Source organism: Citrobacter sp. Cpo030 (genome assembly GCF_030333005.1).
Lineage (GTDB): Bacteria > Pseudomonadota > Gammaproteobacteria > Enterobacterales > Enterobacteriaceae > Citrobacter > Citrobacter portucalensis.
Map to the genome: position 1 here is coordinate 138,590 of NZ_JAOWGT010000068.1, position 15,849 is coordinate 154,438.

The 15,849-nt window shown below is 54.9% G+C and carries 11 protein-coding genes and 1 rRNA gene; 5 read left to right on the forward strand and 7 right to left on the reverse strand.

Annotation, left to right across the window (positions count from 1 at the left end; genetic code table 11):
• Nucleotide 1: 1 nt before the first annotated feature.
• The 3 genes from OGY37_RS15615 to pepE all read left to right on the forward strand — a co-directional run bounded on the left by OGY37_RS15615 (nt 2) and on the right by pepE (nt 1,923).
• Nucleotides 2-814 carry a shikimate 5-dehydrogenase gene (locus OGY37_RS15615; protein WP_063941212.1) on the forward strand — a complete coding sequence of 271 codons (813 nt, stop codon included), beginning with the start codon at nt 2-4 and terminating at the stop codon, nt 812-814.
• A gap of 94 nt (nt 815-908) precedes the next feature.
• Complete coding sequence (locus OGY37_RS15620; protein WP_232018068.1) at nt 909-1,124, forward strand: addiction module antidote protein; 216 nt, start codon at nt 909-911, stop codon at nt 1,122-1,124.
• Nucleotides 1,125-1,233: 109 nt separating this feature from the next.
• Nucleotides 1,234-1,923, forward strand: a complete 690-nt coding sequence (pepE, locus tag OGY37_RS15625) for a dipeptidase PepE (protein ID WP_286621186.1) — start codon at nt 1,234-1,236, stop codon at nt 1,921-1,923.
• 195 nt (nt 1,924-2,118) lie between these two features.
• Here the strand turns inward: pepE and OGY37_RS15630 are convergent, their stop codons facing one another.
• Entirely contained in the window at nt 2,119-3,750 is a 1,632-nt protein-coding gene (locus tag OGY37_RS15630) for a Na/Pi cotransporter family protein (protein ID WP_003826514.1), read from the reverse strand.
• A 220-nt stretch (nt 3,751-3,970) separates the two neighbouring features.
• On the reverse strand, nt 3,971-7,654 hold the full coding sequence (metH, locus tag OGY37_RS15635) for a methionine synthase (RefSeq protein ID WP_198579244.1): 3,684 nt from the start codon (nt 7,652-7,654) through the stop codon (nt 3,971-3,973).
• A 195-nt stretch (nt 7,655-7,849) separates the two neighbouring features.
• On the opposite strand from metH, the gene iclR reads away from it, so the two are divergent.
• Entirely contained in the window at nt 7,850-8,674 is an 825-nt protein-coding gene (gene iclR / locus OGY37_RS15640) for a glyoxylate bypass operon transcriptional repressor IclR (protein WP_003826510.1), read from the forward strand.
• Between the two features lie 85 nt (nt 8,675-8,759).
• On the opposite strand, the gene aceK is transcribed toward iclR, so the two are convergent.
• The 4 genes from aceK to metA all read right to left on the reverse strand — a co-directional run bounded on the left by aceK (nt 8,760) and on the right by metA (nt 14,779).
• Nucleotides 8,760-10,541: a bifunctional isocitrate dehydrogenase kinase/phosphatase gene (gene aceK / locus OGY37_RS15645; RefSeq protein WP_003826508.1), complete on the reverse strand. Its 1,782-nt coding sequence runs from the start codon at nt 10,539-10,541 to the stop codon at nt 8,760-8,762.
• Nucleotides 10,542-10,643: 102 nt separating this feature from the next.
• Complete coding sequence (gene aceA / locus OGY37_RS15650; RefSeq protein ID WP_003826506.1) at nt 10,644-11,948, reverse strand: isocitrate lyase; 1,305 nt, start codon at nt 11,946-11,948, stop codon at nt 10,644-10,646.
• Between the two features lie 31 nt (nt 11,949-11,979).
• Nucleotides 11,980-13,581, reverse strand: a complete 1,602-nt coding sequence (aceB, locus tag OGY37_RS15655) for a malate synthase A (protein ID WP_003031607.1) — start codon at nt 13,579-13,581, stop codon at nt 11,980-11,982.
• A gap of 268 nt (nt 13,582-13,849) precedes the next feature.
• Nucleotides 13,850-14,779, reverse strand: a complete 930-nt coding sequence (metA, locus tag OGY37_RS15660; RefSeq protein WP_003826503.1) for a homoserine O-acetyltransferase MetA — start codon at nt 14,777-14,779, stop codon at nt 13,850-13,852.
• 158 nt (nt 14,780-14,937) lie between these two features.
• Here metA and OGY37_RS15665 point away from each other — a divergent pair, with 158 nt between their 5' ends.
• Nucleotides 14,938-15,375, forward strand: a complete 438-nt coding sequence (locus OGY37_RS15665; RefSeq protein WP_003826501.1) for an acetyltransferase — start codon at nt 14,938-14,940, stop codon at nt 15,373-15,375.
• A 214-nt stretch (nt 15,376-15,589) separates the two neighbouring features.
• Here OGY37_RS15665 and rrf read toward each other — a convergent pair.
• Nucleotides 15,590-15,705: ribosomal RNA gene (gene rrf / locus OGY37_RS15670) — 5S ribosomal RNA — on the reverse strand.
• Between the last annotated feature and the right edge of the window lie 144 nt (nt 15,706-15,849).

Here is a 15,849-nt window from a genome sequence, read left to right on the forward strand (position 1 = left end):
CATGATTAACCGCGACACCCAGTTGTGCATGTCGCTTGCCGGTCGCCCCGGCAACTTTGGCACACGCTTTCATAACTATCTGTATGAAAAGTTAGGGTTAAATTTTATCTACAAAGCCTTTACTACGCAGGATATTGAGGCCGCAGTGAAAGGCGTTCGCGCGCTCGGGATTCGCGGCTGTGCGGTCTCTATGCCGTTTAAAGAGAGTTGCATGCCGTTTCTGGATGCCATCGATCCTTCCGCAAAAGTCATTGATTCCGTCAACACCATTGTCAATGACAACGGTACGCTGACAGGATTTAACACCGACTACATTGCGGTAAAAAGCCTGATTACCAGCCACCAGCTTGATAACCACGCACGCGTCATGATCCGCGGCAGCGGTGGAATGGGTAAAGCTGTCATTGCTGCATTTCGCGATGCCGGTTTTCGCGATGTGATCGTCGCCGCCCGTAACCGGGAGAGCGGTCCGGCGCTGGCAAAACAGTACGGTTTCCAGTGGCAACCGCAGCCGGAAGGGATTACCTGCGATATTCTGGTCAACGTGACGCCCGTCGGCATGGCTGGCGGTAAAGAGAGCGATGAACTGGCCTACAGCGAAGCGATAGTCGCTGCCGCCAGCGTGGTGTTTGACGTCGTCGCCCTGCCGCCGGAAACACCGGTAATCAAACTGGCACAGCAATTAGGTAAAAAGACCATCAGCGGTGCAGAGGTGATTGCCTTACAGGCCGTGGAGCAGTTCGCCATGTACACCGGCGTACGCCCGGATGACGCGCTAATCGCCGAAGCGGCAGAATTTGCGCGGGCGGGGTAACGAAGCAGGAACAGAGCGCCAGGGATGGGCGCTCTAATAGCCATTAATCAGAATGTCCTTTGAAAATCACTGAACGAACCGTTTTCTTCCACCCATTGATTTAATTGCCCTCGAAACAGGCGATGCAGCGTACATAGCAAAAGCACTGGGCGTGGTGGCTCGCGCTAAGGGAATAGCGAACATTGCGGCAAAAACGGGATTATCCCGTGAGCAGCTTTATCGCTCTTTTAGTGAGAAAGGTAACCCGACGCTGAAAACCACCCTTGCAGTGATGAAGGTACTCGGCATTGAATTGACACTTAAAAAATAGCCTCAGCTTCTATCTCCCCGTCCAACATCGTGAGCCATATCAGTAAGGTGTTTGGCTGATAGTGGTAGCATTAGCGCGGTTTGTAATTTTCTGATTACATGGAGAAATGATGGAACTGCTTTTATTGAGTAACTCGACGCTGCCGGGCAAAGGCTGGATGGAACATGCGCTGCCGCTGATTGCTGAGCAACTGAATGGTCGCCGTACGGCGGTGTTTATTCCTTTCGCTGGCGTGACGCAAACCTGGGATGAGTACACGGCGAAAACGGCAGCCATCTTTGCGCCAATGGGCGTCAACGTTACGGGTATTCATACCGTTGCCGACCCGATTGCCGCTATTGAAAACGCAGAGCTGGTGATTGTCGGCGGGGGTAATACCTTCCAGTTACTGAAAGAAAGCCGCGAACGCGGACTGCTGGCGCCGATTGTGGATGTCGTCAAACGCGGTGCGCTGTACATTGGCTGGAGCGCGGGTTCTAACCTCGCCTGCCAGACCATCCGCACCACCAACGACATGCCGATTGTTGATCCAAAAGGCTTTGATGCGCTCGGTCTGTTCCCGCTGCAAATTAACCCACACTTCACCAACGCGCTGCCGGAAGGCCATAAAGGCGAAACGCGTGAACAGCGTATCCGCGAGCTGCTGGTTGTGGCACCAGAGCTGACGGTGATTGGCTTGCCGGAAGGTAACTGGATCAAAGTGAGTAACGGTCAGGCGGTGCTTGGCGGCCCGAACACCACGTATATCTTTAAAGCAGGTGAAGAGGCGGCTGCCGTTGAAGCAGGCCACTGCTTTTAGTTGATTTATTGTCTGATGCCGGATGGCGGCTTCGCTTTATCCGGGCTACAACTGTAGGCCTGATAAGCGCAGCGCCATCAGGCAGTTCAGCGCACATTGCCGGATGCGGCTTCGCCTTATCCGGCCTACAAAGTAAACGACAACATTGCCGGATGGCGGCATAAATGCCTTATCCGGCCTACCGCTTCACCTCACTCAAAAATCATCCCGCCCATCGTCTTCATCCGGCTGTTCCAGCACGCTGTAAGCCACGGAGCAAAACAGCGAGTTCAGACGCTGCATATCGCCCAACAGCGCCAGGTGCAACGAGCTGGTCTCGATGCTCTGCACGTTCTGTTGATGCAGACGGTCAACGTGCGCATGCGAATAACGACGATTGAGAATACGGAAGCGGTGCTTGCTGCGGCGCAGACGACGGGCACTGGTCACATCTCCTGAGAAGAACACCGACATCGCCAGCTGCAGATTGCTGAGCAACTGATCGTAGAGCGCATCCAGTTCTTTCAGCCCTTCGACAGAGAATGCCCGGCGGGCGGCCAGCGACTTATCGGCTATCTCGCTGCCCATACGTTCGACAATATCGGAAGCCTGCTCAAGGTTGAGCGACATTTCGATAATCTCCGCCCAACGGCGCGATTCCTCTTCCGCCAGCTCATCCTTTGGCATCCGCGCCAGATAGAGCTTAATTGCCGTGTACAGCACGTTAATGTCGTCCGCCATCCTGCGCAGCTCTTTTTCTTCACGCGGCTCGCCATGCATCACCTTCTTCAGCCCGTCCATCATCTGCTCCATCGCGTCGCCGATACGCAGGGCTTCGCGGGCGGCATTGGCCAGAGCGAGCGTCGGCGTATCCAGCGCGCTGACGTCCAGATGTTTGGGTTTAAGATGTGCATCCAGCTCCGGCTCATCGCGGATGATGCGCTTACAAAAACGCGCCATCGGTTCGGCGAACGGCACCATCGCCACGCAGCGCACCAGGTTGTAGAAGACGTGGAAGTAGATAACCAGTTCAGATTTCGGCAGCGGCAGTTCATCCATCAGATTGGCCAGCGGATGAACAAACGGCAGGATAATCAGGCTCCCCACCAGCTTAAACAGCAGGCTACCGAGCGCCACACGACGTGCTGCGGCGTTAGCGGCGCTGTTATTCAACATCGCCAGCAGGCCGGACCCGAGGTTGGCACCAATCACCAGACACAACGCCACCGGGAACGAGATAATACCTGCCGCGGTCAGCGTGGCCGTCAGCAGCACCGCCGCCAGGCTGGAGTAACTGATAATCGCAAACATGGCGCCAATCAGCGCATCGAGCATAATATCGCCGGTGAGCGAGGCAAAAATAACCTGTACACCATTAGCCTGGGTGATCGGCGTTACCGCCTGCACAATCAGCTCCAGCGCCAGCAAAATCAACCCCAGTCCAATACCAACCCGCCCCAGTTGCCCCACGCGGGACTGCTTACGACCGAGAAAGAAGATCACGCCGATAAAAATCAGCAGTGGCGACAGCCAGGAGAGATCGAAGGTCAGGATACGCGCCATCAGCGCGGTCCCCACGTCGGCGCCGAGCACTATGACCAGCGCAGGGGTGAGCGCCACGAGATCTTGTGCAACAAACGAGGTCACCAGCATGGTGGTGGCGTTGCTACTTTGCACCAGCGCCGTTACGCCGATACCTGCACAAAAGGCGAGCGGCTTCTTTTCAACGCTACGGCTGAGCACGGTACGCAAGCGGGCGCCAAAGACGCGCATCACGCCGGTACGCACAATATGCGTACCCCAAACCAGCATCGCGACGGCAGAAAGCAGGTGTAACAGAGTTAACACGGAATCAGGTTCTCCTTATTTTTATGGTTTTTTGAGGCTCATTTGCCTGATGGCGCTGCGCTTATCAGGCCTACAAATCATCCCTATGTAGGCCGAATAAGGCGTTTACGCCGCCATCCGGCAACGGCCCCCTTTCAGTATAAGGGTTTAAACGTAATAAAGAGACAGGGCACTCATTGAGCGCCCTGTTTGTTGTAAAGAAAGATGACAGTTTTGTGAATCAGTCGGCGTCATAGCCGAGGTTCGGCGCTAACCAGCGCTCCACTTCTGCCACGCTCATGCCTTTACGGAATGCATAATCTTCAACCTGATCGCGCTGGATTTGCGCCACGGCGTAGTACTTGCTGTCCGGATGACTGAAATACCAGCCGGAGACCGACGCGCCTGGCCACATGGCGAAAGATTCGGTGAGTTTCATCCCGGTGTGCGCTTCCACATCCAGCAGCTCCCAGATGGTGGCTTTTTCGGTGTGTTCCGGACACGCCGGATAACCCGGTGCCGGGCGAATCCCCTGGTAGTTTTCGCGGATTAGCTCCTCGTTACTGAGATTCTCATTCGCCGCATAGCCCCAGTAGACTTTACGCACGCGCTCATGCAGATATTCTGCGAACGCTTCCGCCAGACGGTCAGCGATCGCTTTCACCATGATCTTGTTGTAGTCGTCATGCTGGGCTTCGAAGGCATCCGCCAGCGCATCTTCCTCCAGACCACCGGTCACCGCGAAAGCACCGATGTAATCCGCTTTGCCGCTCAGTTTCGGCGCAACAAAGTCAGACAGGCAGTAGTTGGCGAAACCGACTTTTTCCGTCTGCTGGCGTAGGTGATGACTCACGTTGATAACGTGCGTACGCGTCTCGTCACGGTAAATCTCGATGTCGTCACCCACGCGGTTGGCCGGGAATAACCCCACTACGCCGCGCGGATTCAGGGTCTTCTCAGCGCTGAGTTTATCCAGCATGTCGTTGGCGTCTTTGAACAGGCGCTTCGCCTCTTCTCCCACCACCTCATCTTCAAGAATGCGCGGGTATTTCCCGGCCAGCGACCAGGTCATAAAGAACGGCGTCCAGTCGATGTAATTGCGCAGAGTTTCGATGCTAGCTTCCACTTCCTGCACGCCCAGACGGTGCGCCACCGGCGGGGTGTAGTTTTCCCAGTCGAAGGCCAGATCGTTGTCGCGAGCAGCCTGTAACGTTACTGGCGGGGTACGCGGTTTCTTACGCGCATGCTGGATACGCACGGTTTCGTACTCTTTACGCGTACGGGCGACAAAGTCATCGCGCTGGGTGTCAGAGAGCAGCGCAGCCACCACGCCAACGGTACGCGAGGCGTTCTGCACGTACACCGTCGGGCCGCTGTAGTTCTGCTCAATTTTCACCGCCGTGTGCGCTTTTGAGGTGGTCGCACCGCCAATCAGCAGCGGAATAGTGAATCCCTGACGCTCCATCTCTTTCGCCACGTTGACCATTTCATCCAGCGACGGGGTAATCAGCCCGGAAAGGCCTATCAAGTCGGCATTCACTTCACGCGCCGTTCTGAGGATTTTCTCCGCTGGCACCATCACGCCAAGATCGACGATTTCGTAGTTGTTACATTGCAGCACCACGCCAACAATGTTTTTGCCGATATCGTGCACATCGCCCTTCACGGTCGCGATGACCATTTTACCGTTGCTGGAGCCTTTCTCTTTGCTGGCCTCAATGTACGGTTCGAGGTACGCCACCGCCTGCTTCATCACGCGGGCGGATTTCACCACCTGCGGCAGGAACATTTTGCCTTCGCCGAACAGATCGCCAACGACGTTCATGCCGTCCATCAGCGGTCCTTCAATAACTTCGATCGGACGCGCTGCCTGCTGGCGCGCTTCCTCGGTATCCAGCTCAATAAACTCGGTAATGCCTTTCACCAGCGAGTATTCGAGGCGCTTTTTCACGTCCCAGGTCCGCCATTCCGCCATCTGGGCATTCGCCGTGTCGTCAGTTTTGCTGCCGCGATATTTCTCTGCCAGCTCCAGCAGTCGTTCGGTGCCATCGTCACGACGGTTGAGGATCACATCTTCAACCGCATCGCGCAGCTCGGCGGGCAGGTCGTCATAAATTGCCAGCTGTCCGGCGTTGACGATCCCCATGTCCATGCCGTTGCGAATGGCGTAGTAGAGGAATACCGCGTGAATGGCTTCACGTACCGGGTCGTTGCCACGGAACGAGAATGAAACGTTAGAAACGCCGCCGGAGATCAGCGCGTGCGGCAGTTCGCGTTTGATGTCTTCACACGCGCCGATAAAGTCCTGCGCGTAGTTGTTGTGCTCATCAATACCGGTCGCGACAGCAAAGATGTTCGGGTCGAAGATGATATCTTCCGGCGGGAAGCCCACCTCTTCGGTAAGAATTTTGTACGCCCGACGGCAGATTTCGATTTTACGTGCGCGGGTGTCGGCCTGCCCTTGCTCGTCAAAGGCCATCACCACCACCGCGGCACCGTAGCGACGCAGCAGCTTCGCATGATGGATAAAGGTCTCAACCCCCTCTTTCATCGAGATGGAGTTAACGATGCCTTTACCCTGAATGCACTTCAGGCCTTTCTCGATGACGTCCCATTTCGAGGAGTCGATCATAATCGGCACGCGGGCGATATCCGGCTCACCGGCGATCAGGTTGAGGAAACGCACCATTGCCGCTTCGGCATCGAGCATCCCCTCATCCATGTTGATATCGATGATCTGCGCGCCGCTTTCCACCTGCTGACGGGCGACGTCCAGCGCTTCGCTGTATTTCTCTTCTTTGATCAGGCGCTTAAATTTCGCCGAACCGGTGACGTTGGTACGCTCGCCGACGTTCACAAACAGGCTGTCGTCGCCGATGTTCAGCGGCTCAAGGCCGGAAAGGCGGCAGGCAACCGGGATTTCCGGCAAGCGGCGCGGCGGTAAGCCATCCACCGCGAGGCTCATGGCGGCGATATGTTCCGGCGTGGTGCCGCAGCAGCCGCCGACGATATTCAGGAAACCGGCCTCAGCCCACTCGCGAATCTGCGTCGCCATGGTATCGGCGTCGAGATCGTATTCACCAAAGGCGTTCGGCAGACCGGCGTTCGGGTGCGCAGTCACGTAGCATTCGGCAATGCGTGACAGTTCCTGCACGTACTGGCGCAGCTCGTCCGGACCTAACGCGCAGTTCAGACCGAAGGTCAGCGCATCGGCGTGGCGCAGGGAGTTGTAGAATGCTTCGGTAGTCTGGCCGGAAAGCGTACGGCCGGAAGCGTCGGTGATGGTGCCGGAGAGCATAATCGGCAGCTCAACGCCCAGCGCTTCGAATTCAGTTTTAACCGCGAAAATAGCGGCTTTGGCGTTCAGAGTATCGAAGACGGTTTCAATCAGGATCAGGTCACTGCCGCCTTCCACCAGCGCTTTGGTGGATTCACGGTAGGCGGCCACCAGCTGATCAAAGGTAATGTTGCGGTAAGCCGGGTCGTTAACATCAGGCGAGATAGACGCCGTACGGTTCGTTGGGCCGAGCACGCCCGCGACGTAGCGCGGTTTTTCCGGCGTGCGCGCCGTCCATTCGTCAGCCGCCGCACGCGCCAGTTTGGCTGCCGCAAAGTTGATTTCCGCCGACAGGGATTCCATCTGATAATCCGCCATGGCGATGGTCGTGGAGTTAAAGGTGTTGGTTTCGATGATATCCGCGCCCGCCTCAAAGTAGGCGTTATGGATAGCGGCGATGACCTCCGGTTTGCTGAGCACCAACAGGTCGTTGTTGCCTTTCAGATCGCACGGCCAGTCGGCAAAGCGTTCGCCGCGGAAATCCTCTTCGCTCAGACGATATCCCTGGATCATGGTGCCCATACCGCCGTCCAGCACCAGAATACGTTCATTTAACTGCTGACGTAATTGTTCTACTTTGCTGCTCACACTCGCTCCCGACAACGCTCAACCAGACCGAAAAAAACTCAACAGGCCATACTGGCACAAACCTGAGAGGCGGAAAAGAGAACAACGGCCAACATGAGACATGTTCAGCTTCACTCATCCGATCAGTGCAGGAATTCTTGCATTATAATTGAATAAAACGAAAATGATTTCCACGATACAGAAAAGGAGTCTGCCATGGTAGCCACTGTCCCCGCGAAACGCGGTAGAAAACCCGCCGCCGCTACTGCACCTGCAACCGGGCAGGTTCAGTCTCTGACCCGCGGCCTGAAGCTGCTGGAGTGGATTGCGGAATCCAACGGCAGCGTGGCGCTGACCGAGCTGGCGCAGCAGGCTGGCCTGCCAAACTCCACGACTCACCGTTTGCTGACCACCATGCAGCAGCAGGGTTTTGTCCGTCAGGTGGGTGAATTAGGCCACTGGGCCGTAGGTGCGCATGCGTTCATCGTCGGCAGCAGCTTTTTGCAAAGCCGTAATCTGCTGGCGATTGTCCATCCGATCCTGCGCAAGCTGATGGAAGATTCCGGTGAGACGGTAAACCTGGCCGTGCTGGATCAAAGCGATCATCAGGCCATTATTATCGACCAGGTGCAGTGCACCCAACTGATGCGCATGTCCGCGCCTATCGGCGGCAAGCTGCCGATGCACGCCTCCGGTGCGGGTAAGGCGTTTTTATCCCAACTGAGCGAAGAACAAGTGACTGGCCTGCTGCACCGCAAAGGCCTGCATGCTTATACACACGCCACGCTGGTGTCGCCAGTGCATCTGAAAGAGGATTTGGCCCAGACGCGCAAGCGCGGCTATTCCTTTGATGATGAGGAACATGCGCTGGGTCTGCGCTGCGTGGCGTCGTGCATTTATGACGAGCACCGCGAGCCATTTGCTGCGATTTCCATCTCCGGACCCATTTCGCGTATTACCGACGATCGCGTGACCGAGTTTGGCGCCATGGCGATCAAAGCGGCGAAAGAAGTGACGCTGGCGTACGGTGGATTTCGCTAAGATGGGGTTGCCGGGTAGCGGCTACGCCTAACCCGGCCTACTGTCCAGGGTTAGTGCAGATTTGTAGGCCTGATAAGCGAGCGCATCAGGCACGGCGCACATTGCCGGATGGCGGCGCGAGCGCCTTATCCGGCCTACGGTCGGTTTCATAACGTACGCTGAACCGTTGCCGACGCCGGTAGGCGTAAACATCTTCCACGTGACCGTTTTTGATGCGCGTCTGTAGGCCGCGCCAGTAGTCAGCGCTGAACAGGTCAGCGTGCATCTCTTCAAATAGCGGCCCTATACGCGGGTCGGCACATAGCCAGTGACGAAACTCTTCCGGGAAGACATCTCCCGGCGATACGCTGTACCACGGCTCAGCGCTCATCTCATCTTCCGGGTAGCGTGGCGGCGGGATATGGCGGAAATTCACCTCCGTCATGTAGCAGATTTCATCGTAGTCGTAGAACACCACGCGCCCGTGACGGGTCACGCCGAAGTTCTTAAACAGCATATCGCCGGGGAAAATATTGGCGGCGGCCAACTGACGAATGGCGTTGCCATACTCTTCAATGGCATCGCGCAGTTGCTGACCTTCGACCTGCTCCAGCCAGATATTCAGCGGCACCATCCGTCGTTCAATATACAGATGGCGAATGACGATCTGATCGCCGAGATCGGTAATTTTTTCCGGGGCTTCCTGCAATAACAGCGCCATCAGCGCCGGATCGATTTGCCGTTTCTCCAGCACAAAATTCTCGAATTCCTGGGTGTCAGCCATCCGCCCAACACGATCGTGTTCTTTGACCAGTTGATAGCAGGCGCGGACATGGGCGGCAGACATCTCTTTTTGCGGGGCAAATTTGTCTTTGATGATTTTAAACACCCGGTCAAAACCCGGCAGCGTAAACACCAACATCACCATGCCGCGGATCCCAGGCGCTTCAATAAACTGCTCATCGCAATGGGCAAGATAGAGCAGATATTCGCGGTAACTTTCGGTCTTCGCGTGTTTCTGACAGCCAATCGCCATGTACAGTTCGGCTGTGGTTTTACCGGGCAGGATCTCGCGCAGCCACTCCACCAGCGCCGCGGGCAAAGGGGCGTAAACCATAAAATAGGAGCGGGCGAAGCCAAACACAATACTCGCCTCCGCCGTCGTGGTCAGACAGGTATCGACAAACAATTCGCCTTCATCAGTCCGGTGGATTGGCAGTAAAAACGGTAGCGTCCCCGAAGGAGTAATCAACTTACCGACCAGCCAGGCAGCCTTGTTGCGATAAAACAGTTCGTTCGCCACCTGTAAATGGCAACCCGACAACACATCCGCTCCCAGGGTTTCGGTCAGGTGTTCGATGATGTAGTGGATATCACGATGTTTGTTCTGCCACGGCAGACGCAGGGGCAGATCGCTAAGGACGCGTGTCAGCAGCCACTCCCAGCCGGTATCCGGAAAAAAGTCTTTCGCCAGCGGACGTGGGATCGTGCGAAAACGGCGCTCTGGCTGAGAACTAAAAATAAACAGCCGCTCGGGAGTCAGCGAGCGGTGGTCAAATAACCGACAGTAAACGGAGTTAAAGAAACTCTCCGCAATCTCGAAGCGCGGGTAATCCGGCAGTAGCCGGGTGTAATGCTCTTTCACGCGAAGTAAAAAATCCGCGTCGGTACTTTTGCCGTCAGTAATGCAGCGCAACTGCTCCACCACCAGACCCACGTGATGATCGTAAAGGTGAATACGGCTTTTCATCGCCTGTTGAACCGCATGCCAGTCAGCATGTTCAAAACGCTGCTGCGCGCCGGAGGTGACTTCCAGAAAACGCCCGTACTGGGCGTCGAAACCTTGCAAGATAGTCTGAGCAATCAGTAATTCCAGGCCACGCGTCATCAATGTCTCCCATCCGGCACAACGTCATGCCGGATGGCGCGTTCGCTTATCCGGCCTACATCCCTTCGTAGGCCCGGTAAGCGCAGCGCCACCGGGCATTCATCAAAACTGCGATTCTTCGGTCGAGCCGGTCAGCGCGGTCACCGAGGAAGCTCCGCCCTGAATGATGGTGGTGACTTTATCGAAGTAACCTGTGCCCACTTCCTGCTGATGGGAGACGAAGGTGTAACCGTCTTTAGCTGCCGCAAATTCTGGCTGCTGAACCTTCTCAACATAGTGGCGCATGCCTTCACCCTGCGCATAGGAGTGTGCGAGGTCGAACATGTTGAACCACATGCTGTGGATACCCGCCAGGGTAATGAACTGGTATTTGTAACCCATATCCGACAGCTGCTGCTGGAAGCTGGCGATGGTTTTGTCGTCCAGGTTTTTCTGCCAGTTAAACGACGGCGAACAGTTGTAGGCCAGCAGTTTGCCAGGGTATTTAGCATGGATCGCATCGGCAAAACGCTTCGCCAGTTCGAGGTCCGGCGTGGAGGTTTCACACCACACCAGATCCGCATACGGTGCGTAGGCCAGGCCGCGACTGATCGCCTGCTCAATGCCCGCATGCGTGCGGTAGAACCCTTCGCTGGTACGCTCGCCAGTGATGAACTCGCTGTCGTATGGGTCGCAGTCAGACGTAATCAGGTCGGCTGCGTCAGCATCGGTACGTGCAATCACCAGCGTCGGCACACCCATGACGTCGGCTGCCAGACGGGCGGCCACCAGTTTCTGGATAGCTTCCTGAGTCGGAACCAGCACTTTGCCGCCCATGTGACCACATTTTTTCACCGATGCGAGCTGATCTTCGAAGTGAACGGCCGCTGCACCAGCCTCAATCATCGATTTCATCAGTTCAAACGCGTTCAGTACGCCGCCAAACCCTGCTTCCGCATCGGCAACGATCGGCAGGAAGTAATCGACATAGCGAGGATCGTTCGGCTCAATACCGGTTGACCATTGGATCTGATCGGCGCGACGGAATGTGTTGTTGATCCGATCCACCACCGCCGGGACGGAGTTCGCCGGATACAGCGATTGGTCCGGGTACATGCTGGATGCCAGGTTGGCATCTGCCGCCACCTGCCAGCCTGAAAGGTAGACCGCTTCAATACCGGCTTTCGCCTGCTGCAGCGCCTGACCGCCGGTCAGCGCGCCGAGGCTGTTGATATAACCTTTCTTCGATTCGCCGTGCAGCAGACGCCACATTTTCGCCGCGCCAAGCTGCGCCAGCGTGCATTCCGGGTTGACCGAGCCACGTAATTTCACCACTTCCTCCGCGCTATATGGACGGGTGATGCCTTCCCAGCGCGGTTGAGTCCATTCTTTCTGTAATTCTTCGATTTGTTGAGTACGGGTTTTCATGTGCAGATGCTCCATATTGTTATGTGGTGGATTACGCCAGCAGGCGGTAGCCTGGCAGGGTCAAGAAATCGATCAGTTCATCAGAAGTAGTGATTTGCTCCATCAGGCGCGCGGCATCGTCAAAACGCCCGCTGCTGTAGCGGTGTTCGCCCAGCTCGTCCTGAATCACCAGCATCTCTTCGGCCAGCATCTGACGGAACAGCGGTTTGGTAACCGGCTTGCCGTTGCTGAGCGTCTTCTGGTGGTGGATCCACTGCCAAATGGAGGTACGGGAGATTTCGGCGGTGGCCGCATCTTCCATCAGACCGTAAATCGGTACGCAGCCGTTACCGGAGATCCACGCTTCGATGTACTGCACCGCGACACGGATATTGGCGCGCATGCCTTCTTCAGTACGCTCACCTTCACAAGGTGCCAGCAGTTGCTCTGCGGTAATCGGGGCATCTTCTTCACGGGTCACGAACAGCTGATTTTTGTTTTCACCGAGTACGTCGTTGAACACCGCCATAGCGGTATCGGCCAGTCCCGGATGGGCAATCCATGTGCCGTCATGACCGTTATTCGCTTCCAGTGCTTTGTCCGCTTTTACCTTGGTCAAAACCTGGTTGTTACGTTCCGCATCTTTGCTGGGAATGAACGCTGCCATGCCGCCCATCGCGAATGCGCCACGTTTATGACAGGTTTTAATCAGCAGACGCGAATAGGCGCTGAGGAATGGCTTATCCATCGTCACCACCTGACGGTCCGGCAGCACGCGATCCGGATGGTTCTTCAGCGTTTTGATATAGCTAAAAATGTAGTCCCAACGACCGCAGTTCAGACCCACAATGTGGTCACGCAGGGCGTGCAGAATTTCGTCCATCTGGAAGACGGCAGGCAGCGTTTCAATCAGCAGGGTCGCTTTAATGGTGCCGCGCGGCAGGTTAAAGCGGTCCTCTGCATAGCTGAACACTTCGCTCCACCATGCCGCTTCTTGCCAGGCCTGCGTTTTTGGCAGATAGAAATAAGGGCCGCTGCCTTTCGCCAGCAACGTTTTGTAGTTGTGGAAGAAATAGAGGGCAAAGTCGAACAGGCTGCCCGGGATAGATTCGCCACGCCAGGTGACGTGTTTTTCCGGCAGATGCAGACCACGAACGCGACATACCAACAGAGCCGGATTAGGCTTGAGCTGATAAATTTTACCCGCTTCGTTGGTGTAGCTAATGGTGCCATTGACCGCATCGCGCAGGTTGATCTGCCCGTCGATAACTTTGCTCCACTCAGGAGCCAGTGAATCTTCGAAGTCAGCCATAAAGACTTTGACGTTCGCGTTCAGCGCGTTGATGACCATCTTGCGCTCAACGGGTCCGGTGATCTCTACGCGGCGATCCAGTAAATCATCAGGAATTCCGCGAATTTTCCAGTTACCTTCACGAATGGAAGCTGTTTCCGAAATAAAATCAGGCAACTTACCGTCATCAATATCCTGCTGCTGCTGGATACGTGCAGCCAGAAGTTTATTCCGTTTTGGCGTAAATCTTGTCACCAGTTCAGTCAGAAACTCCACAGCTTCAGCGGTCAGAATTTGCTGTTCCTGTTCGCCACGCGGCCTGGTAAAGACCAGTTCATCGGTTGTCGTTGCCTGTTGATTCATTGCGTAGTTCCTCGTCATTGATCCAAACACATCCCCAATGCGAACGAAGGATCGTTGTGCGCTTTTCGTTCAGCACAACTAAGACTACTCATTTAAATTTCAAAATCAAAAACAATTTCCATTTTTAATTTAATTATCAATTAACCTATTGATAACAATATAAATAAAATTTAATTACACGATGAGGTGCGTTTCGGAAATAAAAAAGGCACCCGAAGGTGCCTGATTCAATATGCTGAAACGCTTAAGGATCGTCTGCTACAGAAGATTAATCCAGCGTTGGATTCATGTGACGCAGATCATATGGCGTGATCTGGTAGACGTAATAGTTGAGCCAGTTGGTAAACAACAAATTACCGTGGCTACGCCAGGTTGCCCGCGGTTTGTTTTGCGGGTCATCTTTCGGGAAATAGTTATAGGGTACTTCCGGCGATAAGCCCGCTTCGACGTCACGAAAATATTCGCTGCCGAGTGTATGGTCGTCATACTCAGGATGACCCGTCACGAAGGCGATACGTTTGTCTTTGCTGGCAAACAGGTAGGCATCTCCCTCTTCGGTTTCAGCAAAGATCTCGAGATCGGTGTAGTCGCGAATAAGCGCTGCAGGGAAATCAGCATAGCGGGAATGCGGGGCCAGGAACGCATCATCGAATCCACGCGTCAGAAGCGCATGAGGGTGCAGAATATGGTGCTCATAGACGCCTGAGAGTTTGTCCGTGCGGGTTTGCTTGGGAATTCCGTACAGGATATTCAACGCGGCCTGCACCGCCCAACAGACAAATAGCGTCGAGGTAACGTGATCTTTGGCCCATTCAAGCACTTGCTTAATCTGCGGCCAGTAAGCCACATCATTAAATTCAACCAGGCCCAACGGCGCGCCGGTCACGATCAACCCGTCAAAGTTCTGATCGCAGATATCCTCGAAATTACAGTAGAAGTTATTCAGATGCTCCGTTGGGGTGTTGCGTGACTCGCGGGCATCGATGCGCAATAGCTGAACATCTACCTGTAGAGGTGAGTTAGACAATAAGCGCAAGAACTGGTTTTCCGTTTCAATCTTCTTGGGCATCAGGTTGAGGATGAGCACCTTCAGTGGACGAATTTCCTGACCGGAAGCGCGGGATGTCGTCATCACGAAGACGTTTTCCTCACGCAAGAAATTGACGGCGGGTAGCTCGTCCTGCACGCGAATTGGCATAACCTGATAACCTCACAACATACGTTTAAACGTTTAGACATCCAGATAGCTGAAGATACCCAGGAATCATGCGAATGTCGAGCCTGCATCCTCAAGTTGAGAAAGTTTCACGGCTCCTTGCTGTAGAATAGTGCAGTAAAGAAAAAAAGGAGAATGCTATGAACCTTACCATTCGTCGTTCGCGTCAGGACGAAGGAGATAAGTTAGTTTCTATTTGGTGTCGCTCAGTAGATGCCACGCACCATTTCCTCTCTGCGGATTATCGGATTGAGCTGGAGGAGCTGGTACGTTCATTTTTACCAGAAGCCCCTCTGTGGGTTGCAGTGACAGAACAGGATGAGCCCGTCGCCTTTATGCTCCTGACCGACCAGCATATAGATGCTTTGTTTGTCGATCCGGATGTGCGTGGTAGTGGCGTTGGTAAACTGCTGATTGAACATGCTTTATCAATGAGTTCAACGCTAACAACCAATGTTAACGAGCAGAATGAGCAGGCGGTTGGATTCTATAAGAAGATGGGATTTAGCGTGACGGGACGTACAGAGGTGGACGATCTCGGACGACCGTACCCGTTACTCAACCTCGTACGAGGGTAGCAGGACTAGCTTTTGTAGGCCGGATAAGGCGATACGCCGCATCCGGCAGTGTGCAGACGTGTTGCCTGATGCGCTGCGCTTATCAGGCCTGCAAAATACGTTCAGCCCAGCCCCTGCAGGCCGGATAAGGCGGCACGCCGCATCCGGCGGTTTTCATCCCGCACAGACGCAAAAAAGCCCATCCGGCAGGATGGGCTTCTTCACTTTAATTGATGCCTGGCAGTTCCCTACTCTCGCATGGGGAGACCCCACACTACCATCGGCGCTACGGCGTTTCACTTCTGAGTTCGGCATGGGGTCAGGTGGGACCACCGCGCTACAGCCGCCAGGCAAATTCTGTTTATCAACACGCTTTTGCATGTCGATGTTATCTGTAATCAAGCTGAAATCGATGTCTGTCTTTCGCCAAAACATCTTCGGCGTTGTAAGGTTAAGCCTCACGGTTCATTAGTATCGGTTAGCTCAATGTATCGC

Coding starts and splice junctions, on each gene's coding strand:
- OGY37_RS15615 (WP_063941212.1), top strand. CDS start 2: ATGATTAACCGCGACACCCAGTTGTGCATGTCGCTTGCCGGTCGCCCC.
- pepE (WP_286621186.1), top strand. CDS start 1,234: ATGGAACTGCTTTTATTGAGTAACTCGACGCTGCCGGGCAAAGGCTGG.
- iclR (WP_003826510.1), top strand. CDS start 7,850: ATGGTAGCCACTGTCCCCGCGAAACGCGGTAGAAAACCCGCCGCCGCT.
- aceK (WP_003826508.1), bottom strand. CDS start 10,541: ATGACGCGTGGCCTGGAATTACTGATTGCTCAGACTATCTTGCAAGGT.
- aceA (WP_003826506.1), bottom strand. CDS start 11,948: ATGAAAACCCGTACTCAACAAATCGAAGAATTACAGAAAGAATGGACT.
- aceB (WP_003031607.1), bottom strand. CDS start 13,581: ATGAATCAACAGGCAACGACAACCGATGAACTGGTCTTTACCAGGCCG.
- metA (WP_003826503.1), bottom strand. CDS start 14,779: ATGCCAATTCGCGTGCAGGACGAGCTACCCGCCGTCAATTTCTTGCGT.
- OGY37_RS15665 (WP_003826501.1), top strand. CDS start 14,938: ATGAACCTTACCATTCGTCGTTCGCGTCAGGACGAAGGAGATAAGTTA.